Here is a 23,458-nt window from a genome sequence, read left to right as displayed (position 1 = left end):
CAAACCATTCTAAAAATCAGGGAGTGAAAGGTCCTGTTTTGGAAATACTAATGAACTGATAGTTAGGTTAGGGGGTTGAATTGATGGATTTTGTAGAACGGCATGAACTTCGAAAAATTGATGGGAAACAGGATGAATATGAAATAGTAGTTTATTTAAATAATTTTTCTGTGGAATTTGGTGGGGAGCTTGGCAAGTCTCCTAAGAACCAAACGAATGTGGTTGAATTTGCAAAAGAAATGGTGGAAAAACGTTATCCGAAGTTGAAGGTAACAATGGTGAAATTAATGATAGGTGGAATGGCAGTAACATCGATACCGTTAATGGGTGCCAATGCATCCGCAGTAGAAGCAAGTACTGCTGATACAACACCACAGACAACACAAGTTTCTCAGGCTGATTCCGCTTTTTATCAAGTTAAAGCAGGTGAAACGTTGTGGGGAATTGCTCGACAGTTTGATACATCCGTAGATCTGATTAAGCGTGCTAATAACCTAACTTCTGATGGTGTTCGAGCAAACCAACAGTTACTTATTCCAAAAACATTTCATACAGTGGACAGTGGTGATTATTTAACGGTTCTAGCCAAGAAATATGGTACGTCTGTTGAGGCTATTAAAGTAGCAAATGGATTAACGAGTGATATCACTCAAGTTGGCCAAACACTGATTATCCCTGCAAATCTAGCTTCACAGGGGACTTCACCAACAGCAACAAATCAAACGCCAACAGAAGCAAAGACAACTTCCTATACGGTTGTTCCTAGGGACAGCTTATCAGCTATTGCGAAACGATTTGGTACAAGTGTTGAAGCAGTAAAGAGTGTAAATAACTTATCGTCTGATGTAATCCGTGTTGGTCAAACATTGACGATTCCAAGAGAAGCATCAGCAACACCTCCAGGAACATCAACACAAGCGACAACACATACTGTTTCAACAGGAGATAGCCTATGGGCAATTGCCAATAAATATAATGTCACTGTAGATGGATTGCGAAGTGCAAATAATTTATCTTCTAATGTACTTTCTATAGGACAAACGCTCACGATACCAGGCGAAAATCAAAGTAGCACGCAAAATAAGGAAATTCCAACGACTTCTAACTCCCAGTACACTGTGAAATCTGGGGATAGTTTATGGGGAATTTCATCAAAACACAATGTAAGTGTTGATGCACTACGCAGTACCAATAACTTGGACAGTGATCGTTTACAAATTGGACAAACACTTGTCATTCCAAAAGGGGAATCAGGGGTCACCAGTCCTGCAGTTACCCCAGCACAAAATACGACAAGTTATACCGTTACTTCAGGTGATACACTATCAAGAATTGCAAAAAAGTATAACACAACAGTTCAACAAATTAAATCAACGAATAATTTAACAGGTGATACGATTCGTCTTGGCCAAGTATTAACAGTACCAGCTGTTGTGGGACAAGCTTCTGATTCAACGACTGAACAAGCACCTTCTGCGACAGCGGGTTTAACGGATGTCCAAAAAAGTTTACAGATCTTAGGCTATGCCGTACCTGCTATGTCAGGAAGTTATGATTCAGCAACTACGCAAGCTTTAAAGAAGTTTCAGGCAGATTATGGCCTATCTGTAACAGGTGAAGTGAATGAAGCAACCAAAACGGCTATTGATCGAGCAATCGTTAAAGATGCACTTGTAAAAGATACGAAAAATTATTTAGGAGTACCATATTTATGGGGTGGTACGACTCCTTCTGGTTTTGATTGTTCGGGTTTTGTCTACTATATGTTTAATCAGCATGGAGTGGACATGTCACGAACAACGTCAGCAAGTCTGTATAATCAAGGTACAACCATTTCAAACGCTAACCTACAACCTGGTGATTTAGTATTTTTTGCGGTGAATTCTCCTAATACCATTTCGCATGTTGGGTTTTATATGGGGGATAATCAATGGATCTCCGCCACCAGTTCAAAAGGAATTGCGATTTACTCGATGGATAATTCCTATTGGTCCAAGTATTATGTCGGTGCAAAACGGGTGTTTTAGGAACAAAGAATGAGCAACAAATCCTGTTGAAGGAATCTGTTGCTCATTTTTTACACTAGGAAAGCATGATCCGACGTGGCTAAGATTCTAATGTCCCAATATACGAAAAAGAACACTTTCGCTAAGGATGAACGAATGCTCATTTTTTAATGTAATGGCTTCAAGCGGGATATTCGCCTATTTGTGTCTCTGTTAATCTTTATGCACAACAGTTTATGCAAAGAAATCTTCCTGAAAAAATTGCTGCAATCTTAGCAGAAACGGCATTACCGGCTCATTTGTTAGAAATTGAAATTACCGAAACAATTGGTTATGCAAGATACAGAGATGTCTGCCTGGCAATTACAAAAAGTACGTGGTATGGGAGTAAAAGTAGCTATTGATGATTTTGGTACTGGGTATTCTTCTTATCAGTATTTGAAAAACTTTCCAGTCGACAGCTTGAAAATTGATCGTGCCTTTATCATGGATATGATACAAATGTAAACACAAAGTCGATCATGAAATCAATGGTACATCTAGGACATGACTTGAATTTACGTGTGATCGCCGAGGGAGTAGAAACCGAGCAGCAGCTGTGGCATTTACAGAAGGAAGCTTGTGACGAAATACAAGGATTCTTCTATTATAAACCGTTACCACCAGATTTTGATTGGAAGACATTGCTTGCACCTAAATCAAGTCAACTTTCCTAATGTAAAACGAGTAGCTAGTTGGCTACTCGTTTTGTGTGAATGAGCGACACCATTTTTCAAATGACTCAACTGGTAGAGGTCGACTATAAAAATAGCCTTGTCCATGAACCTGATGTTTTTTCAAAAGATTTAGTTGATCGTATGTTTCGATTCCTTCAACGACAACGTCTGCTTGAAGCTTCTTCCCAATTAAGATAATGGATTGCAGGAGCGATTGGACACGATGATTTTCTAATGCGTCTTGTAGAAATGATTGATCAATTTTTAATTCATCCATTGTGATATGTTTTATCATACTTAATGATGAATATCCTACCCCAAAATCGTCTATCGAAATGTTAATTCCTAAGTCTTTTATGGTCTTGATCGTGTCTTTTGCTTGTTCATAAAATAGCAGTGCTGTTTCGGTAATTTCCAATGTTAAAAAGCGTGTATCAACATCTTCTTGTTGAATAATTTCGGTTAATCGATCTCCAAAGGTTCGCTGTAGAAGCTGCTTGGTTGATACGTTTACCGAAATAGGAAAAGCTGGTAGTCCATTTATCGAAAAGCGTTTTAAATGCCTACATGCTTCTTGTATTACCCAGTCCCCGATTGGAGTAATGAGTCCCGTCTCCTCTGCAATAGGTATGAACTCATCTGGCCTAACGTTGCCAATGTCTGAATTCCAACGTAATAATGCTTCTGCTCCGACTAATTGATCGGTTGTGATATTTACTTTTGGTTGATAGAAAAGTGCTAATTCATTCTTATACAAAGCATTACGTAGTTTTGTTTCTAACATTAATCGTCGTTTCAATTGATTATTTAAGATTTGATCATAAAATTGATAGTTGTTTCGACCTGTTTCCTTTGCTGTATACATAGCAAATTCTACTTGTTCTAGTAACTCATTGGTATTAGAAGTGTCACCTGGTTCGTATAAGCTAATCCCGATACTAGGTGTTACATATATTTCTGTTTGATTAATTAAGTAGGGAGCTTTCATTTTATGGATAATATCCTTGGCAATATCCTCACTATGAGATTTCGTTGTATCTCGTAGGAGGATAAGAAATTCATCTCCACTTTGTCGGGAAATTGTATGGTCATTTGGCAAAATGTGTTGCATGCGCTGGGAAATCTTTTTAAGTAGGATATCGCCAGTTTGGTGTCCAAATGTTTCATTGATTCGTTTGAAATGATCAGAATCAATTAGCATAACTGCACATGTTTTAGCTCGTTTGGTAGCTTCTTTTAATTGTTCTTCTAAATGGGATTTGAACCAGTTTCGGTTCGTAAGTCCAGTTAATTCATCTATATAAGCAGCTTTATATAACTTCATCTCTGCTTCTTTTTGTGCGGTTATATCTAGGATTACGCCATTAACTTTAAAAACTTCTCCTTTTTTATTGATTGATGGTGTACCACGATCCTCGACCCAACGTATTGTGCCATCAGGACGAATGATTCGATAAGTAATCTTTGTTTGCTCTCCTTTTTCCTGTTTTTGGATTCCTTGTTGGAGTATTTCTTGGTCCTCTGGATGGACAGCATCTTTCCAGAGATTCGGGTTTTTCTCAAAAGCATCTCGAGAGACCCCATAAATTTTCGCATTCCCTTCTGATGCCATCACTTTTCCTGTTTTTAGGTATCTTGTCCAGAATGTAATATTGTTATTGTTGATGACCTCTTTCATTTCATGTTCTGCTATATGAATTTTTCCTGCTAAGTATCCAACTAAAAGGCAGGTGAAAAAGCCAATCGCGTGGACCATTAGTGTTCTCGTTAATTCCTCGGTTGTAAGGAGTTGGAGTGTTTGCAAATCCATTCCGATATGTATGATAACAATAATAAAGATTGAAATGATTCCAGTTATAATTCCACCATAATAGGTGAATAACGAAATGGTAACAAGGTTGAAAGCCCAAAATAGGCCTGATTCTTCCTCTGGTATAAGGAGCATTTCTACAAGGATGGAACTAGTTAATAGGATGATTGCTACTGCCCAAATATAACGGGGGATTTTTTTATTGTTTGGTTGATACATATTCTTCACCTTAGTTTACGAAATTTCAGATGTAACTTGTCTGACTAAACATTCGTCTAGACAAAAGAAAAAACACGTTTGCTTTTGCAATATGCATTCGTTGATTTCCTTCTCTTGACAGGTTTTATCATGATTACACACTATTGAGTTGATTTGTGCCTTATAACAGTACGTTATTCCTACTAGTAAAGCAAGATCTTATTTAGTTAGTTTATGGGGTTTTCTAATTATCATGAAGGAAAATATAGGAACTCAGCTAATCAGTGTAAAAAATAATAGAATCGACAATCCTATAGAAGAGGAGGACTAGGAATATGGTACGAGAGTTTTTACATAAAATGGCTCAAAACGGGCAAACATTCCTCGATATGGTTAATTCGATAGAGGATTTAATTTTTGTGATGAAACAGGATGGACAATCTTTTCGTTATGTGTATGTCAATCTGGCAGGACTAGAGAAGCTGGATGTTGATGAATCTATCCTCGGTCAAACGATTGAAGATGTTGTACCAAGAGAGATAGCAGCTACGTTAACATCTAAGTACCATCAAGCGGTTAAGACGAAACAACCGATTTATTTTGAAGAAATACTTTACAAACGAGAAGGTGAAATGATTGGGGAGACGTTACTTAACCCAGTTGTAACTACAGATGAAAATTGTGAATACGTATTTGCGATTGTACGGGATGTAACAGATCGAAGGCAAAAAGAACAACAGTTATCGGAAATTAAAAAACGGGTAGAGCGAAATCAAAAGCGAATAGAGTCATTGGCTACGTATAATGGCGATGCTGTATTTGAGATAGATGCAAAAGGAAACTTTGTGACTGTTAATAATAAAGTAACCGAATTAACAGGATATGAGGAAGAGGAATTAATTGGCCAATCTTCTTTTCAATTAATTGTAAAGGAAGACCTCCCACGTACAAGGGCTAATTTTAGACGTGCGTTACAAGGGGACCCTATCGAGTATGAGATCTGGATTCATCATAAAGATGGACAAAGGCTATTATTACAGCTAAAAAATATCCCGATTATAGTGGATGGTGTTCTTGAAGGAGTATATGGGATTGCAACAGATATTACGGAAAAAAGAAAGATGGAAAATGATTTAGAAAATTTGAAAAATGAGCTCCAAATTGTGTGGGACCATAGCACAGATGCCATTTTTTTGCTTAGTTATGATGGGAAAATAATCTCCATTAATCCTGCGTTTGAGGAGATGTTTGGCTATACGAAGGAGGAAGTAAGAGATACGAATCAGATCGTTTTTTTTCCGTTTCATGAAATGGGGAATGTAACGGAATATTTAGAACCATTAAGAAGAGGTGAAAAGATCATCAATTTGGATGTACAGCGATATACCAAAGATGGTCGCTTGTTAGACATTATTGCTTCTTATATGCCAGCAAATAAAGGGCATATTTTGGCGGTCGGCATGTACAAAGATATTACAGATCGAAAAAAGATTCAGGAAAGGCTAGAAGAAAATGAAAAAGGATATCGGCAAATTGTCGAGCTTTCACCTGAAGCGATTGTTATTTTTAAAGAGTATCGTATTAACTATTTTAATAAAACGAGTGTCGATTTATTTGGTATAACACAGGAAGAAGTATTGGATACATCACTTCTTCAATATATTCATAATCGGGATCAGGCCCGTTTTGACCAGTTTATCGATCAAGTCAAATCATTGAAACATCATGACCTTGATGAACTAGACCCAATCGAAGTGCGGATTATTCAACCAGATGAAACAGTGGTACATACTGCTGTATCAGCAGCTCCAATACAAAAGGGTGGAGAGAAATTTATTCAAGCTATATTTCGGGATATTTCGGAACGGAAAAAACAAGAGGAACAACTTACGTTTATGGCCTACCATGATCCATTAACAGGATTGAAAAATCGACGTGCATTTTCAGATGAAATGGAGCAAGCAATAGAGAAAGCACTTTCAAATAAGGAAATGCTAGCTGTTTTGTATTTGGATATGGATAACTTTAAGGAGATTAATGATGCCTTAGGACATGAGATAGGAGATGAATTGTTAATCCAATTTGCCAATCGACTCAGTCAAAATGTTCGTGGAGATGATGTCTTATGCAGGATTGGTGGAGATGAATTTCTTATATTGCTTACACATATCACAACGAAAGAGCGAGTTATTGAAATCGCCGAACGTTTACAGCATTCATTACAAGACCATTATGAGATTAATGGAAACGATCTTCAAGTTACGTCAAGTTTTGGTATTGCACTATATCCTGAAGATGGATGGTCGGCAAAGCTACTCATTCACCATGCAGATGCCGCATTGTATCAAGCAAAAGAAGTACGAAATCGATATCAGTTTTACTCAAGGAATGGCATAACCGAATAGTGCCTGTCACTCCCCGATATTTGTCGAATGATGAGACTGATTCAATGGAGGGGTTTCCTCCATCTTGAATTGGTCTTTTTTTAATGGTTTAAAGGAAATTAACCATATCCTTGTCGAATAGAATGAGATAGGAGAACATGATTCATTGTCATGTAGGGAGGAGGGTTAAAAATGAAAATAGTATTAGCACCAGATTCGTATAAGGGAAGTTTATCGGCTAATGAAGTAGTAAAAGGGATGAGGCAGGCGATTGAATCGCTCCCATACCAAGATACCATTATCGAAAAGCCGATGGCAGATGGAGGGGAAGGGACTGTAGATGCATTAACTACTGCATCCCGTGGTCAAAAAATACATCTAACATGTACAGGCCCTTTAGGAACTCCAATCGAGACGTATTATGCAATGTTACCAGATCATACAGCCGTGATTGAAGTAGCAAATATTGCAGGACTGACACAAGTGCCAATAGAAAAGCGAAACCCTGATGATACTACCTCCTATGGATTGGGAGAAGTAATTAGGGATGCACTTGACAGAGGAGCGTCTAGCCTGATTATAGGTCTAGGTGGAAGTGCAACAAATGATGGTGGACTTGGGATGTTACAAGCACTTGGAATGGAGGCTAACCAGCAAGACGGTACAAAGGCTGGAATCTATGGAAAAGACCTTCATGCCGTTAAGGAAGTTAAACTAGAAGTATTGGATCAACGATTAAAGCGGACTTCTATTCAAGTTGCTTGTGATGTAGCTAATCCGCTAGTTGGGGAAAATGGTGCAAGTGCCGTTTATGGACCGCAAAAAGGATCTACCGAAAACCAGATTGCACAATATGACCAAACATTAGCTCAGTACGCGAAGCTTATCGAAACAAAACAGAGGCAATCCTATCAATCAATGGAAGGATCTGGTGCTGCTGGTGGCCTAGGTTTTGCTATGTTAGTATTGGGAGCTGATCTTGTCTCAGGTGCCAAATTAGTAGCAGAAGCTGGAGACCTTGAGATTGCTATAAAGGAAGCTGATCTTGTCATAACTGGTGAGGGACAAAGTGATGAACAAACCCTTTATGGAAAAGCACCAGGATATATTGCCGATCTTGCTAATCGTTATAATACCCCTGTTATCCTGCTTTCAGGATCACTTACAGGGAAACAAGATCCACTTCGGAACAAGTTTGCTGGCTGTTTTTCGATTATTAACGAGCCCTTAGCAGTAGAAACCTCTATGGCTAAAGCAAAAACACTTGTTACAGAACAAATGAAACATATAAGACATTTTATATCTCATTTAAAACATAATTAAATGAAGAAAGGCTATTACTAGGAAAAGGAGGTAATAGTCTTTTTTAGTACTTTCGGAAAAACTTCGATTTCACTACATCAGTTAAAAGTGCGACATCTGTTCAAACTTGTGGCCCGTGATGAAAGTAACTGTCCGAAGCCAAAAAAAGATACGATGTTATAAAAGTATCTACTTAAAAACCCTACTTTAATGAAGGATCTTTTCGCATTCTTTGTTGTTTTTAAAGTGCATCTTCTATATATTGCATTGTACTTAGTCTATTTATTAAGATTCATACTCGATAAACGTTAGTCTTCCACTTTTATCTAGATGAAATTAATATAGATTATGGTTTTTTCAATATTAGCGGAACAAGGAACCACCTACTATTATTGATGAATCGTCATTCCGTTATTTCCGAAAAACACATGTTTGGAGTATGGTTTGTAATCCTCGTTCCGTTATTTGTGGTTTTCTCCATCAAAATCCAATGATTTAATGCTAATAGCGGAACGTGGATTCATCTTGACCTTAGAAATAGCACTTTTTTAATGATTAGCGGAATGAGGAACCGTCTAGTTTTATTGATGAATCCTCATTCCGTTATTTCCTGCAAATTCCAGTTAGGGATCCTCTTCCATAATTTATATTAATTTCCACCAAAAGTAAATTACTTGTCAGAAGCGGAAATATAAACCGAAAAGTTACATCGCATATAAGAATTATACCTGAAAAACAATAATCTTTTGGAAAACACCCCTAATAAAAAAGCCTTATTCTTGACACTAAATACAATAGGGGGGTATAGTATAAGTAGAAGGAAGAAAGGATGAGATGAAATGGGAGAGCATCTTCATGATCACCCTACAACACCAAGGACAAAAGACGAAAAGCAAGCAATTGTGAATCGTCTCAAGCGAATAGAAGGTCAAGTTCGCGGGATACAAAAAATGATAGAAGAAGATCGTTACTGTGTTGATGTATTAGTCCAAATTAGTGCGATTAATGCAGCCTTGAAAAAGGTTGGGTTTTCCGTAACAGAACGACATATAAAACATTGTGTTAGTGATGCGATAAAATCTGGGGAAGGTAATGAAACCATTGAAGAATTAATGGAAGTTATGCAACAATTTTCAAAGTAAGGGGGGAAGTACCATGAGTGGAACGAAGCATATTACGGTTGGTGTCACAGGGATGACATGTGCGGCATGCTCTAACCGTGTTGAAAAAGTGCTTAATAAAATGGATGGTGTTGACGCACAAGTTAATTTAACAACGGAAAAAGCAACGATAGATTACGACCCATCCACAACCAGTGTGCAGGATATTACTGCAAAAATTGAAAAGTTAGGCTATGGTGTACAAACGGAAAAGGCTGAATTCGATGTCATGGGGATGACGTGTGCAGCCTGTTCCAATCGTATTGAAAAAGTCTTAAATAAACAAGAAGCGATCTCAGTTGCCAATGTGAACTTAGCAACGGAAAGTGCAACAATCGAGTACAATCCCAATTTGATGCAGGAATCAGATATTATTGGTCGCATTCAAAAGTTAGGCTATGATGCTAGGCCAAAAGCTGAAAAACAAGCGAAACAGACACAAAAAGAAAAACAAATACAACGAATGAAAACAAAACTTATTGTATCTGGCTTATTGTCTGCACCACTACTCGTTACAATGCTTGTACATTTATTTGGTATCAATATTCCAGCTATATTTATGAATCCATGGTTTCAATTTCTATTAGCAACACCCGTTCAGTTTGTCATTGGTTGGCAATTTTACGTTGGCGCCTATAAAAACTTACGTAATGGTGGGGCCAACATGGATGTATTAGTTGCATTAGGAACAAGTGCAGCATATTTTTACAGTTTAGTAGAAGCGTTTAAAACTATTGGAAATCCAGACTATATGCCGCATTTATATTTTGAAACAAGTGCCATTTTAATTACGTTAATTTTGTTTGGAAAATACTTGGAGACAAGTGCGAAAAGCCGTACTACTGTTGCGATTTCTAAGCTTCTTGATTTACAAGCTAAAGAAGCACGTGTCATTCGCAATGGGGAAGAAACAATGGTCCCTGTCGATGAGGTGCAGGTTGGTGATCGGTTAGTCATTAAACCTGGGGAGAAAATACCGGTAGATGGTATTGTGATAAAAGGAAGATCTTCAGTGGATGAATCGATGATTACAGGCGAATCCATTCCGATCGAAAAAGATGTCAATGCAGATGTTATAGGTTCAACCATCAATAAAAATGGAACGATGGAAGTCGAGGCGAATAAGGTTGGAAAAGATACAGCACTTGCTTCTATTATTAAAGTAGTTGAGGATGCACAAGGCTCCAAAGCACCAATCCAACGTTTAGCTGATGTAATTTCTGGCTATTTTGTGCCAATTGTTGTTGGGATTGCTATTATCACATTTATCATTTGGATTACACTGGTGACACCAGGAAATCTCGAGCCATCACTGGTTGCGGCAATTGCAGTCTTAGTAATTGCATGCCCTTGTGCATTAGGGCTTGCAACACCAACCTCAATTATGGTGGGAACTGGGAAAGCAGCTGAAAGTGGAATATTATTTAAAGGCGGGGAACATCTAGAACGTACACATCAATTAGATGCTGTGATTTTTGATAAAACAGGAACCATTACAAAAGGAAAACCAGAAGTAACTGATTTTACTGCAAATGACTCCATACTCCAATTGGTAGCAAGTGCAGAAAAAGGATCAGAACACCCATTAGCAGAAGCGATTGTTGCCTATGCAACCGAAAAAGATGTAGAACTGAAAGATGCTGATGACTTCTCTGCTATACCTGGGCACGGTATTGAAGCTACGATTGATGGAAAACGTGTGTTAGTTGGAACGAGAAAATTAATGCAAGACCATCAGATTGATGTAACAGATACTGAAAAAGGGTTAGTGGATGCAGAATCGAATGGTAAAACAGCGATGTTAATTGCAGTGGATGATAATTATGAAGGAATTGTTGCTGTTGCTGATACAGTGAAGGAAACAGCGAAAGAAGCAATTAAAGACCTTCAAGATGAAGGCATTGAAGTGATTATGCTAACCGGTGATAATGAACGTACTGCTCAGGCAATTGCCAAAGAGGTTGGCATTGATCAAGTAATTGCACAAGTCTTGCCAGAGGAAAAAGCAAATAAAGTCAAAGAAGTACAATTACAAGGAAAAAAAGTAGCTATGGTTGGGGATGGTATTAATGATGCACCAGCTTTAGCGATTGCCGATATTGGTATTGCAATTGGAACAGGTACAGAAGTGGCGATTGAAGCAGCTGACGTAACCATTCTTGGTGGAGAATTATTGTTAATTCCTAAAGCGATAAAATTAAGTAAAGCCACCATTAAAAATATTCGTCAAAACTTATTTTGGGCATTTGCCTATAATAGTGCTGGTATTCCAGTAGCTGCGTTAGGATTATTGGCTCCATGGATTGCTGGTGCTGCAATGGCCTTTAGCTCTGTTAGTGTTGTATCCAACTCGCTGCGTTTGAAGCGGGTTAGAATATAAATAGGCTGGCTAACGGGTGAAGCCGTTAGCCACATAAATCATTATATTCGAAGGAAGGGGATTCTTTTTATGCAAACTACATTAGATGTTCAAGGAATGACTTGTGGTCATTGTAAAATGGCTGTAGAAGGTGCACTAAATGAACTAGATGGTGTCAGCGCGGTTGAGGTTGATTTAGGAACTGGTAAAGTAACCGTAACCTATGATGAATCACAAGTTACGCTAGAAGCGATGCAAGAAGCAATTGAAGACCAAGGCTATGATGTTGCATCATAACTTTAATGGAAGAGCACTCTGCTAAAAACAGCGAGTGCTCTTTTTATTGGCTCTTTTCGCATACTTTGTTGTTTACTAAGACGTATAATCTATATTGTGCGCAGTAAGTTAAGGCGATGTTTAGAGTGTTTACCCGTTCCGGAAATACACTTCGCTTTCCGCAGGCGGCTGTTGAGCCTCCTCGTGCTACGCACTGCGGGGTCTCACCTAGGCCTCTTTTCCTGCAGGAGTCTACGTGTTTTTCCTCCACTGATATGATCAACATTTGCTATTATTGTTAATACAGTAGTTGATTGGAGCGTAAGACAGTCGACTCCTGCGGAAAAAACAACAGCTGAATATCCCACAGGAAGCGGTTTTTGCTTCCGAGGAAGCTGAAGCGTTGTCCGCGGAAAGCGACTGTCTGGAGCGGAAATCAACAGCACTTTTTTATTGGGTATAATACATCCTATATGCATCATGTTTCATGCTAAAACCAACATTCTGTTAGAAAACAGTCTTTTTTAGCTGAGAGGATTCTTCTTTTTTCTTATACTATCAAATTAATTTTTGCAAGATTCAAAATCAAATCACTTTCCATCTCTTATACTTATTGATAAAATTTTTACTATAAATAGAATAATTCATTAATTATTCTATTATAATTTTATGGGAGGTGGTTTTGGTGTCATCTAGATCCAAAATGAAAGATCCAGGATTAATACTAACGGTCGTCTTGGTGCTTTATGCTGGGTTTGTGTTTGTTTGGTGGCCTACTGACGTTTATTATGTTGGCATTTCCCTTGTTGCGTGGTTAATGTTTATTGGGTTATTTTTCTGGTTTTTATTGGCTATTGTATATAGTCTTTGGATTGAACGGTTAGATGAGCAAAACAAAAAGTAGGGTTAAAATCGATAACTAAGGAGGGAAAAAGCGATGCAAGTTACAGAGGCAATTATTTTATTTATTTACTTACTTATCGTGACGTTCATTGGTATTTACTTTTACCGTCGTGCGCGACAATCTGAAAGCGATTACTTTACAGCTGGTAAAAGTATTAATACCTTTGTAGGCGCATTTGCGATATTTGCTGCAGTTGCTAGTTCCAGTTCCCTAATGGGTGCAGTTGGCTCAGGGGTAGCCCTTGGAGTTCCGTATTTTTTCACCTATGCATTTGGGGTTATTGCGATCCTGCCGTTTGCCATGTTTCTTATTTCAGGTCAAATTCGTCGTTCTGGTGTGAAAACCATGCCAGAGTTTTTCCAACAACGATACGGTAACTCGGTGCAAATGGTTGCAGCGATAATCGTTGTTATTGGAATGACATTTTATATGGTACCACAGTTAACGGCATCTGGTTTAATCGGTTCCTATGTATTAGGGATTGACTATAAAGCGGCTGTTATTATTCTTGGATTAGGGTTTACCTTATATGCTGCACTTGGAGGTATGTGGGCGATTACTTATACCGATTTAATTCAAGGTGCAGTGATGTTAATTGGGATCGTACTTCTGGCCGGTATTATCCTAGTAGATCATGGTGGCCTCAACTCTTTAATTAGTGCTGCCTTATCAGTTGATCCTGCATTTGGAGATATTACACAACCGTGGATGTCCTATTTCGGTTTATTTATTGCCTTTTTATGGTTTGGCATTATCTCGCCATCTGTTGTGATGCGTAACTTTGCCTCTAGGGATGCAAAAACAGCACGTCGTTCGGCAATGTGGGCATGTCTACTCTATTTAACGTTATTTATTGCTGGGTTTATGGTAACAGCAGCAGGTGCAAACTTAGGGATTGTTGGTACATTAGATAATACTGATATGATTTTCGTATCGGTTATTGAGCATTACTTACCACCAATCCTAGGCGGTATTATGCTAGCTGGGTTAATGGCAGCCATTATGTCATCAGCCGATGCCATGCTACTCGCGGTCTCCGCAGCTGTTGCACATGATTTGTATAAGGCACATATTAATAAGCAAGCTAGTGAGCGTTTTGTAACAGGTCTCGGGCTTATTGTGATGGTAGTAGCCAGTATTATAGGTATTTTAATTGCGATTGAACCACCTGGATTAATTGCGATTATGGTTGGTTGGGTCGGAGGATTTTTACTATCTGCCTTTGGCTTTCCAATCGTACTTGGAATTTGGTGGAAGCGGGCAAACAGACAAGGTGCCTTAATTGGGATGGTAGGTGGTGCCATTGTTTTCTTGATTTTAGTCATTGGTCAATGGCTACCAACCAATGCGGAACCAATTATCGCAGCACCAATTTCCCTAGTCTTAATGATTGTTGTTAGTCTAATGACAGACCCACCATCCAAAGAAGTGCAAGCACAAGTGGACTATTACCACACGCATTTGGATGATGAACAAACTGCTTAATAAAACTGCTTAATAAAGGATGGAGATCATATGCCAAAAGTCGATACCAAATCTAAAACGATCCAACGTATTGGAACTGAAACAGCTATTACAGATGAAACGTCATTGAACCATTATATTTTAAAGAGTTTACCATTACGCTTACGAATGCAACGAGATATCAATGTAGAATATTTACAACAATATACGGTGAAAAAGGATTTGATCTACCATCCTTTTTGGATTGCTAAAACATTAGTGGTGGCAGAACGCCCCCCATTTCCAGCAAAAAAAATGCCAAATGTTATTTTTGTTGATGCTGTATCTGGTTATAGGGGAGTATTTTCAAAAATACCACCATTACAAGAAGAACAGGTGGAAAAGGATTCACTTGTCAGCTTAAAAGTTACGGATGAAGACAAAGCACGCAGCTATGTGAAGGATGTACAGGAGCGACAAATTAATCGTTCTTACGTTTTGAAGAAGCCAAAGCATGAAATCCACTCGATTGAACTTGTCTATTTACCTTTGTGGCGGGTAAGTATACGAAGCGGATTGTTGAATGAAACATTTTATATTAATGCAAATAATGGTGAATCAGAGAAACATATGAGCAAGCAATGGTAGGGCAGTGAGGTATCCATAGTTTCGCTCGATTTGACGTTAATAAATAATAGAAATGCAACATTATCACAGTGATAATGTTGCATTTTTTAACTTTTGACATTTTTACAACAATTATATAAAAGGAATTGAAGCATGTTATTCATGTGGGCTATGATAGAGGTATAAAGTCCAAACAGTGGGTGTTTCTACGCATAGGACAAGGGAGCTATGACAGCAATACATTGCCCGAAGCAAAAATGCTTTTCCTTTGCGAGGATGTGTTGTTCATAGTCAACCTGTCAGTTACATGTGGGATAAATTAAATTACTAAAAACACTCCAATTTTAGGGGGGAGACATTTGAGAACGATACCAGAAATAGATTTGAGCTCTTTTGAGATTTTTTCAACACTCTGTGATTCCGATCTTAAGGAAATGAAACGAATGATTTTTAAACGAACATACAAAAAGAATCAGCTTTTGTTTACAGAAGGCGATCCAAGAGAAAGGATCTTTTTGTTAAATGAGGGGTACGTAAAGTTAGAAAAGACCAATCAAGAAGCGACAATGCTTTATATAAATTACATTAAACCCAACGATATTTTTCCATATGTTGGTTTATTTAATGAAGACTTCTATCGATACTCCGCATATGCACTTACTGATATTGATGTCTATTATATTCCAACCAAACATTTTGAATCGCTAATTCGGGATAAAAATGATCAATTATATTTAATCTTGAGACGATTAGATATACTAACAAAACGACACCAAGATCGCCTGCAAACGATATCGACTTCGTTTGCAACAGACCGTGTAGAACAATCGATTTATTATTTGGTACAAAACTTCTCCGTGGAAACAGAGGAAGGCTATTTTATTGATATCCCCATAACAATGACAGAACTTGCTAAAATTGCCGGAACAACTCGTGAAACAGTGTCCCATGTATACCATGATTTAAAAAATGATGGTATTGTATCGATGGAAGGAAGGCATGTTATTGTTCATGACATCGACTATTTCTCGGAAAAAAGTACTTAGATCTATTTTGAGGTTTTGCTAACAAAAGCGTGAAATTCTTGTCATGTAATTGGTAGAAACGCTTGCAATCTATTATCAGGGATATTCACAACATTACTGTGAATACAGGAACAACACAATAAAGAGATCTCCTCTATGATGAAGGTATAGAAAGAAATACTTTAGGTTAGGAGAGGAGATTATTTTTATGAAGAAGAAAAATATAATTGCTTTCTTCGTTGCTTTAGCCGTTCTAATAATTATATTACTTTTACCAAACCCTGAAGCCTTACCAATCGCTGGCCAACGTGCATTAGCTGTAATGGTTTTTGCGGTTGTGTTGTGGGTAACAGAAGCCGTCACTTATCCTGTGAGCGCAGTTATGATCGTGAGTTTATTAGCCTTGCTGATCGGATTATCACCGACACTTGAGGTTCCATCTATCTTATATGGAACAAAGGATGCTTTAGGTTTGTCGATAGGTGATTTTAGTTCAACCGCTGTTTTGCTAGTTGGTGGGGCGCTTGTGTTAGCTGCCGCAATGGAAATTACCGGGCTTCATAAACGGATTGCTTTAATGATCATGTCGAAAGTAGGTACTAAACCTAATAGTTTAGTGATTGGAACGATTCTAGTCACGTTTATCCCGCATGTAACGGGCAGTAAGACCCCCACTTCAAGATTTCGAGGAGATCCAAGAAAGATAAGTGGGGGATCAAACTGCCCGTAAATGTCCGATTCGTTCAACTAACAATCAGTGGGGGAGGAAAGGAAACCCCACTGATTGAAGTTTCACTTTATTCTTGCTTTATTTGTTCCAAGTGCAACAGCACGAGCTGAAACGCTTGTACCCATATTGTTAGGGATTGTTGCTGCTTTTGGATTATCAAGAGAAAATAAATTAGCATCACTATTAATTATTACGGCTGTTCAGGCTACTTCCATTTGGAATGTTGGAATTAAAACAGCTGCTGCACAAAATATGGTTGCTTTAGGATTTATCGAATCAGAATTCGGAGGAGACGTTACGTGGGGGGAGTGGTTTTTATATGCTGCACCATGGTCTATTCTAATGTCAGTTCTATTATACTTTGTGATGACAAGATTAATTAAACCAGATATTGGAGATATTGTTCAAACAGATCATATTAAAAATCAGCTAGATGCTTTAGGAAAAATTAGTAAAAAAGAATGGAAGCTTATTGTCATCGCCGTATCTTTGCTCTTCCTTTGGCCTACAGAGAGTCTTATTCATTCATTTGATTCTACGATGGTTATGATTATTGCAGTAGGGATTATGATTACACCAGGAGTTTGTATTTTTTCTTGGAAAGAAGTACAGCAAAAAGTTCCTTGGGGTACACTTATTGTCTTTGCAACAGGTATTTCATTGGGAATGGTATTATTGGAAACAGAAGGTGCTACATGGCTTTCCAATAATACCTTTGAAGCTATGGGTGTAGCAACCATGCCATTAGTCGTCATGGTTGGTGTATTAGCTTTATTTAATATCTTGATTCATTTGGGTTTTGCAAGTGCAACAAGTCTAGCATCTACTTTTATTCCAATTGTGATTGCTCTAGTAGGTGGAATGGATTCTATCTCTTTCAATGGAATCGGATTTGTACTTATCATGCAATTTGTCATTAGTTTTGGTTTCTTATTACCGATCAATGCACCACAAAATATGCTTGCTTATGGAACAGGAACCTTTACGACCAAACAATTTCTTAAATCTGGTATTCCAATCACCATTATTGGGTACATTTTAATCATCCTATTTAGTGCAACATACTGGCAATGGGTTGGCTTATTATAATGGATAAGTTAATAGGGTTAGTTGTAATAAAAATGCTTAGAGAAAAATTCCTCTCTAAGCATTTTTTTATGTCAGATGGTTGCTAGTGAACGGATCAGCTGGAAAGTAGCAATAAATAAAAAGAGGAAGCACGTTGATGCACTAACGGCAAGATAGAATGCCAGATGTAAATCAAGGATGTATGTCAATGCAGAATTCATGTATAGGAACCCTAAAATTACATGGATCGATCTTCTCGATACACAAATCAAGTAGAGGAATTTCCAAAATTAAATCAATCGATCTTCTCATTTCACAAATCATCAATAATAATAGCAAAAAGTAAATCAAGCTCCACTATATACCGAATTCCCCCAATCCCCCTTAAAAGAAAGTACATAATTATTCCCAAATTACAGTGAAATCCTTCACGACCCCAATGATAAAACCTTGATGATGGGATTGATAGATAAATTACATCTCGAGTGAGAAAGGGTTTACAACATGATCCATACGGGTCCTTTACTATAAAAGTGTAAGGAAAAATAATACTTCGAGGAGGTTTTCAAAATGAAACATCAATTACATGTCACTTCTGAAATAGGAGAGTTGAAAACGGTGTTGCTTCACAGGCCTGGGAAAGAGGTAGAGAACTTAACACCGGAGTTTTTACCACAATTATTGTTTGATGATATTCCTTATTTACCAGTTGTTCAAAAAGAGCATGATTACTTTGCAAACACATTGCGTAATCGCGGGATTGAAGTTCTTTATTTAACAACACTCTTAGAAGAAGCATTACACACAGAGGAAATAAAAAAATTATTTGTTGCTGATATTTTATATGAATCAAAGGTAACGGTCAATGGTTCCTATGATACGATTTTTGATTATTTAATGTCATTTAATACAGGTGACATGATCAACAAAATCATCGCTGGGGTCTTGAAACAAGAAATTCAGGATAATAAAAAAACACATTTATATGAAATGCTGGAGGATCATTATCCATTTTATTTAGACCCAATGCCAAATCTATATTTCACAAGAGACCCTGCCGCGGTAATTGGAAATGGGATTACGATTAACACGATGCGAGAAGAAGCACGAAGGCGGGAATCATTATTTATGAGCTATATTTTGAAATACCATCCACGTTTTCGTGATCATGATATTCCTGTTTGGTTGGATCGGTATTTTGAGTACCCAATTGAAGGTGGAGATGAGCTTGTATTGTCAAATGACACAGTCGCCATTGGCATTAGTTCAAGGACTGCTGCCAAAACCATTGAACGATTAGCCTTAAACATCTTTACCAAACAAGATAACATTAAAAAGATTCTTGCGGTTGAAATTCCAAAGACGAGGGCATTCATGCATTTAGATACCGTTTTTACAATGGTTGATTATGACAAATTTACAATCCATCCAGCCATCCAAGGTCCTGCAGGGGATATGTCTATCTATATCTTGGAAAAAGGAGAGGACAAAGAAACAGTTAACATTACGCCGAAAACGAACTTAATGGAAACCTTACAAGAAGTTCTTGGCTTGGAAGAGGTAACATTGATTCCATGTGGTGGCGGTGATGTAATTGCCGGACCAAGAGAACAGTGGAATGATGGCTCCAATACATTGGCTATAGCTCCTGGGGTTGTCGTTACGTATGACCGAAACTATGTATCTAATCAACTATTACGTGAAAGTGGAATTGAAGTCATCGAAGTAATGAGCTCCGAATTGTCTCGAGGACGTGGCGGGCCACGTTGTATGAGTATGCCACTCGTTCGTAAGGATATATAAGTATTGACATGTCATGATAAGGGAGGTGATGGAATGGACGCCTATCAATTGGTACGGAAAGAACTAGACCGGTTAAAGCCTGAATTTATTAATTCAGTTGTCGAACTAGTCAAAATTCCGAGTGTTTACCGAGAGGATACAAGTCCATATCCATTTGGCGAATCGATTAACCAAGCACTAGAAAAAACGCTACAACGATGTAAACAGCTTGGATATAAAACGTATTACGATCCGGATGGGTATTATGGATACGCAGAAATTGGTGAAGGAGAGGAACTTTTCGGGATTCTTGGTCACTTAGATGTAGTGAGTGAAGGTCGACTAGAGGATTGGGACACACCTCCGTTCGACATGCGAATTCCAGTTACTGCTAACAAAGAGGAATTAGTTACAAAACTAACGGATACCGCTATGAAATACAACTTAGCATATGAGGAATTTGATTATTTACCGTCCATCTACATTCCAATGGATAGTGAGTTAGTCCAAACACTACTAGAAGCCTATCAATCTATTACAGACGATGCAAAAAGTCAACCTATCACATCTGGTGGTGCAACATATGCTAGAGCAATGGACAACTGTATAGCCTTTGGTGCTATCTTTCCAAATCAAGAAAAGGTAGAGCATCAACCAAATGAATATATGGATATCGAGAAAATGATGCAGGCCATGGAAATTTATGCAAGAGCGATTCTTCAATTAACCACTTAATCTAGCTAGGAGGGAGAATGATGGAAAAAAAGAAAAGAAAGTTTAAAATGCCTACAGCTTATACGTTATTGTTTGCCATTATTGTTGTGATTGCTTTTTTAACATGGGTTGTTCCAGCAGGTGAATACGAAGTTGTAGATCCAGAATCTGGCGAGTTTGAGCCAATTCCTGGAACATATTCAGAAGTAGAACAAAATCCTCAAGGTGTTTGGGAAGTACTTTATGCACCGATCCGCGGATTCTTTGATGCACAAGATATAGCCTTTTTCGTATTAGTAATCGGTGGTTTTATTGGGGTTATGGTAAAAACTGGCGCTATTGATGCTGGTATTGGTCGAATCGTCCGGGGATTAAGGGGGAAGGAGCATTTACTGATTCCTGTTTTAATGACGGTATTTGCATTAGGTGGTACAACCTATGGAATGGCAGAAGAAACAATAGCCTTTTATCCATTACTAATTCCCGTCTTAATTGCCGCTGGATATGATTCATTAACAGCAGTTTCGATTATTGCTTTAGGTGCAGGTGTTGGGGTATTAGGATCTACCATGAACCCATTTGCAACTGGTATCGCATCTGGCTTTGCCGGTATATCAATCGGGGAAGGAATTACCCTACGCTTGATCATCCTTGTACTAAGCTTAGTCATCGCAATTGTATTTGTGATGCGTTATGCCAAACGGGTAAAAGAGGATCCAGGTAAATCGCTTGTTGCTGATATGAAAGAAGATAACGAAAAACACTTCCTAGAAGGTCAGTCTGGTGAAATACCTGAATTCACACGTCGGAGAAAAGCAGTCTTATGGGTGTTTGGGATCACGTTCCTTATTATGATTCTAGCGGTTATTCCTTGGGCTTATAAATTCAATATTCCACTCTTTGAAAATATAAATGACGTGCTCCTGGGGATTCCAGTTATCGGTCCATTTTTAGGGAATATCATCCCACTCGGGGACTGGTGGTTTGGGGAACTAACCCTATTATTCTTATTCTCTTCCATTATCATTGCCTTTATGTATCGTATGGGGGAAGAGGAATTCACCAGTACATTTGTTGATGGTGCACGTGATTTATTAGGCGTAGCGTTGATCATTGGTATTTCCCGCGGTATTTCCGTCGTCATGAGTGATGGTGGTATGACGGCTACAGTCCTACATTGGGGCGAGATGATGCTGGATGGGATTGGTCCAGTTGCATTTGCCAACTTATCTTATTTATTTTATTTGCCACTATCCTTTTTGGTCCCGTCCACTTCTGGTTTAGCTACTTTATCAATGCCGATCATGGCACCACTTGCAGAATTTGCTGGAGTCGGCGGAGAAATGGCAGTTACCGCATTCCAAAGTGCATCTGGTCTAGTGAACTTAGTAACACCAACTAGTGCTGTTATTATGGGTGCATTGGCTATAGCACGTGTTCCATATAACGTTTATTTTAAACACGTGTGGAAACTATTGATCGTACTATCCGTTATGGTAATGGCAGTAATGAGTATTGCAGTAGTAATTTAACTAAATTATTCTGTGTTTTATAACAATCGAAGCTAGATAACGAAAGCAAAAACCGCTTCCCGGGACCTGGAAAAGCAACATAATCTAAAAAACTATTTGCAAAATGAGGAGGAATTACCATGTTAAAACCAAATTTATATGGTCGTAATTTCCTAAAACTAACCGATTTCTCAGAGAAAGAAATAAACGAGCTTATTGATTTTGCACAGGATTTAAAAAATAAGAAACAAGCAGGTATTGTTCACCAATATTTAGCCGGACAAAACGTTGCACTACTTTTTGAGAAACCTTCCACCAGAACAAGATGCGCATTTACCGTTGCATGTGTGGATTTAGGTGCACACCCTGAATATTTAGGGAAAAATGATATCCAATTTGGAAAAAAAGAATCTGTTCGTGATACAGCGATTGTATTAGGACGAATGTTCGACGGCATTCAGTTTCGCGGATTTGATCAGGAAACGGTAGAAGCTTTAGGAGAATATGCTGGTGTTCCTGTCTGGAACGGACTAACGAATGAATTTCACCCAACGCAAATACTAGCAGATTTTTTAACGATTAAAGAGAATCTAGGTCATTTGAAAGGGATTCAGCTAGTGTATGTTGGAGATGGAAGAAATAATGTAGCGACTAGTCTATTAATTGGGGGAGCCAAAGTCGGGATGGATATCCGTATCTGTTCTCCAAAAGAACTATTCCCAGATAAAGAAATAGTAGCACAAGCTCGTATTATCGCAAAAGAAACGAAAGCAAAGGTAATGGTCACAGCAGATGTTGATGAAGCAGTTGAAGGAGCAGATGCCATTTATACCGATGTCTGGGTTTCAATGGGGGAAGAAGATCAATTCCAGCAACGAATAGATTTGCTATTACCATATCAAGTCAATCAAGAAATGCTAGAGAAAACAGGTAATGACAATGTTCTTTTTCTACACTGTCTACCAAGCTTTCATGACTTAGAGACAGAAGTCGGCCGAGATGTATATGAAAAATTTGGTTTAACTGCAATGGAAGTAACAGATGACGTATTCCAAAGTAAAAATTCTGTTGTATTTGATGAAGCAGAAAACCGTTTGCATACGATTAAAGCCGTAATGGCAGCAACAAATGGTAAATAAAGAATGAAAGTGATTAGCGACGTACGGACTGGACTGAGCCGTAGGAGATAAAGGAAATACGGCGACCACAGGGAGTCTATGTTGACTTTATCGGCGTTGGTCACGTCCTGTGACCAACGCCGATACTAGACCATCCGGGTCGTCGTACGGAGGTGAGGGAAGTCTCACTAGTCGCTTGTTGCTGGAGCTAAACATGGCAATTCCTGTTGTTCAGTTATCCATAGGTCAAAATTATTATGGTTTTCTAAAGAACAAAGGGAGAAGGATTCTTTCTGCTTTCTCCTTTCCAAACTTAGCGAGGTGA

Annotated in this window: 15 protein-coding genes and 2 pseudogenes; 16 read left to right on the top strand and 1 reads right to left on the bottom strand. The window is 38.2% G+C overall.

Annotated elements, in window-relative coordinates; genetic code table 11:
* Positions 1-83: 83 nt before the first annotated feature.
* Positions 84-2,027: a C40 family peptidase gene (locus GHC26_RS05675; RefSeq protein ID WP_163970297.1), complete on the top strand. Its 1,944-nt coding sequence runs from the start codon at positions 84-86 to the stop codon at positions 2,025-2,027.
* Between the two features lie 312 nt (positions 2,028-2,339).
* A pseudogene (locus GHC26_RS16185) lies at positions 2,340-2,722 on the top strand (EAL domain-containing protein).
* Positions 2,723-2,744: 22 nt separating this feature from the next.
* On the opposite strand, the gene GHC26_RS05660 reads toward GHC26_RS16185, so the two are convergent.
* A complete protein-coding gene (locus tag GHC26_RS05660) occupies positions 2,745-4,751 on the bottom strand; it encodes a bifunctional diguanylate cyclase/phosphodiesterase (protein ID WP_226376869.1) in 2,007 nt (668 codons plus the stop codon).
* A gap of 314 nt (positions 4,752-5,065) precedes the next feature.
* On the opposite strand from GHC26_RS05660, the gene GHC26_RS05655 reads away from it, so the two are divergent.
* The 14 genes and pseudogenes from GHC26_RS05655 to argF all read left to right on the top strand — a co-directional run bounded on the left by GHC26_RS05655 (position 5,066) and on the right by argF (position 23,154).
* The gene (locus GHC26_RS05655) at positions 5,066-7,135 is read left to right on the top strand and encodes a PAS domain S-box protein (protein WP_163970294.1); all 2,070 of its coding nucleotides are present in this window, start codon (positions 5,066-5,068) and stop codon (positions 7,133-7,135) included.
* A 171-nt stretch (positions 7,136-7,306) separates the two neighbouring features.
* Positions 7,307-8,437 carry a glycerate kinase gene (locus GHC26_RS05650; RefSeq protein WP_163970293.1) on the top strand — a complete coding sequence of 377 codons (1,131 nt, stop codon included), beginning with the start codon at positions 7,307-7,309 and terminating at the stop codon, positions 8,435-8,437.
* Between the two features lie 818 nt (positions 8,438-9,255).
* Positions 9,256-9,558 carry a metal-sensing transcriptional repressor gene (locus GHC26_RS05645; RefSeq protein WP_163970292.1) on the top strand — a complete coding sequence of 101 codons (303 nt, stop codon included), beginning with the start codon at positions 9,256-9,258 and terminating at the stop codon, positions 9,556-9,558.
* 13 nt (positions 9,559-9,571) lie between these two features.
* A complete protein-coding gene (locus GHC26_RS05640; RefSeq protein ID WP_163970291.1) occupies positions 9,572-11,956 on the top strand; it encodes a heavy metal translocating P-type ATPase in 2,385 nt (794 codons plus the stop codon).
* 69 nt (positions 11,957-12,025) lie between these two features.
* Positions 12,026-12,232: a copper chaperone CopZ gene (copZ, locus tag GHC26_RS05635; protein ID WP_163970290.1), complete on the top strand. Its 207-nt coding sequence runs from the start codon at positions 12,026-12,028 to the stop codon at positions 12,230-12,232.
* A gap of 664 nt (positions 12,233-12,896) precedes the next feature.
* Positions 12,897-13,115 carry a hypothetical protein gene (locus GHC26_RS05630; protein ID WP_163970289.1) on the top strand — a complete coding sequence of 73 codons (219 nt, stop codon included), beginning with the start codon at positions 12,897-12,899 and terminating at the stop codon, positions 13,113-13,115.
* Between the two features lie 33 nt (positions 13,116-13,148).
* Positions 13,149-14,600: a sodium:solute symporter family protein gene (locus GHC26_RS05625; RefSeq protein WP_163970288.1), complete on the top strand. Its 1,452-nt coding sequence runs from the start codon at positions 13,149-13,151 to the stop codon at positions 14,598-14,600.
* Between the two features lie 30 nt (positions 14,601-14,630).
* Positions 14,631-15,206, top strand: a complete 576-nt coding sequence (locus GHC26_RS05620; RefSeq protein WP_163970287.1) for a hypothetical protein — start codon at positions 14,631-14,633, stop codon at positions 15,204-15,206.
* A gap of 338 nt (positions 15,207-15,544) precedes the next feature.
* Positions 15,545-16,231, top strand: a complete 687-nt coding sequence (locus tag GHC26_RS05615) for a Crp/Fnr family transcriptional regulator (RefSeq protein ID WP_226376868.1) — start codon at positions 15,545-15,547, stop codon at positions 16,229-16,231.
* A 187-nt stretch (positions 16,232-16,418) separates the two neighbouring features.
* A pseudogene (locus tag GHC26_RS16180) lies at positions 16,419-18,029 on the top strand (SLC13 family permease).
* A gap of 549 nt (positions 18,030-18,578) precedes the next feature.
* Positions 18,579-19,811 (top strand): arginine deiminase, encoded by a 1,233-nt coding sequence (gene arcA, locus GHC26_RS05600; protein ID WP_163970285.1) that lies wholly within the window; start codon positions 18,579-18,581, stop codon positions 19,809-19,811.
* A gap of 33 nt (positions 19,812-19,844) precedes the next feature.
* Positions 19,845-20,525, top strand: coding sequence for a M20/M25/M40 family metallo-hydrolase (locus GHC26_RS05595; RefSeq protein WP_163970284.1), 681 nt, complete (start codon positions 19,845-19,847; stop codon positions 20,523-20,525).
* A 20-nt stretch (positions 20,526-20,545) separates the two neighbouring features.
* On the top strand, positions 20,546-22,036 hold the full coding sequence (locus GHC26_RS05590) for a YfcC family protein (RefSeq protein ID WP_226376866.1): 1,491 nt from the start codon (positions 20,546-20,548) through the stop codon (positions 22,034-22,036).
* A gap of 119 nt (positions 22,037-22,155) precedes the next feature.
* Positions 22,156-23,154 carry an ornithine carbamoyltransferase gene (gene argF, locus GHC26_RS05585; protein WP_163970282.1) on the top strand — a complete coding sequence of 333 codons (999 nt, stop codon included), beginning with the start codon at positions 22,156-22,158 and terminating at the stop codon, positions 23,152-23,154.
* The last annotated feature ends 304 nt before the right edge of the window (positions 23,155-23,458 follow it).

It is taken from the genome of Oceanobacillus halotolerans (assembly GCF_010993955.1).
Lineage (GTDB): Bacteria > Bacillota > Bacilli > Bacillales > Amphibacillaceae > Oceanibacillus_A > Oceanibacillus_A halotolerans.
This window is presented reverse-complemented; position numbering and strand designations above follow the sequence as displayed.

What these genes read in the sequence shown, in the direction of transcription:
- copZ (WP_163970290.1), top strand. Translation starts at nt 12,026, where the DNA reads ATGCAAACTACATTAGATGTTCAAGGAATGACTTGTGGTCATTGTAAA.
- GHC26_RS05675 (WP_163970297.1), top strand. Translation starts at nt 84, where the DNA reads ATGGATTTTGTAGAACGGCATGAACTTCGAAAAATTGATGGGAAACAG.
- GHC26_RS05645 (WP_163970292.1), top strand. Translation starts at nt 9,256, where the DNA reads ATGGGAGAGCATCTTCATGATCACCCTACAACACCAAGGACAAAAGAC.
- GHC26_RS05590 (WP_226376866.1), top strand. Translation starts at nt 20,546, where the DNA reads ATGGAAAAAAAGAAAAGAAAGTTTAAAATGCCTACAGCTTATACGTTA.
- GHC26_RS05595 (WP_163970284.1), top strand. Translation starts at nt 19,845, where the DNA reads ATGGACGCCTATCAATTGGTACGGAAAGAACTAGACCGGTTAAAGCCT.
- GHC26_RS05640 (WP_163970291.1), top strand. Translation starts at nt 9,572, where the DNA reads ATGAGTGGAACGAAGCATATTACGGTTGGTGTCACAGGGATGACATGT.
- GHC26_RS05620 (WP_163970287.1), top strand. Translation starts at nt 14,631, where the DNA reads ATGCCAAAAGTCGATACCAAATCTAAAACGATCCAACGTATTGGAACT.
- GHC26_RS05655 (WP_163970294.1), top strand. Translation starts at nt 5,066, where the DNA reads ATGGTACGAGAGTTTTTACATAAAATGGCTCAAAACGGGCAAACATTC.
- arcA (WP_163970285.1), top strand. Translation starts at nt 18,579, where the DNA reads ATGAAACATCAATTACATGTCACTTCTGAAATAGGAGAGTTGAAAACG.
- GHC26_RS05660 (WP_226376869.1), bottom strand. Translation starts at nt 4,751, where the DNA reads ATGTATCAACCAAACAATAAAAAAATCCCCCGTTATATTTGGGCAGTA.
- argF (WP_163970282.1), top strand. Translation starts at nt 22,156, where the DNA reads ATGTTAAAACCAAATTTATATGGTCGTAATTTCCTAAAACTAACCGAT.
- GHC26_RS05650 (WP_163970293.1), top strand. Translation starts at nt 7,307, where the DNA reads ATGAAAATAGTATTAGCACCAGATTCGTATAAGGGAAGTTTATCGGCT.
- GHC26_RS05625 (WP_163970288.1), top strand. Translation starts at nt 13,149, where the DNA reads ATGCAAGTTACAGAGGCAATTATTTTATTTATTTACTTACTTATCGTG.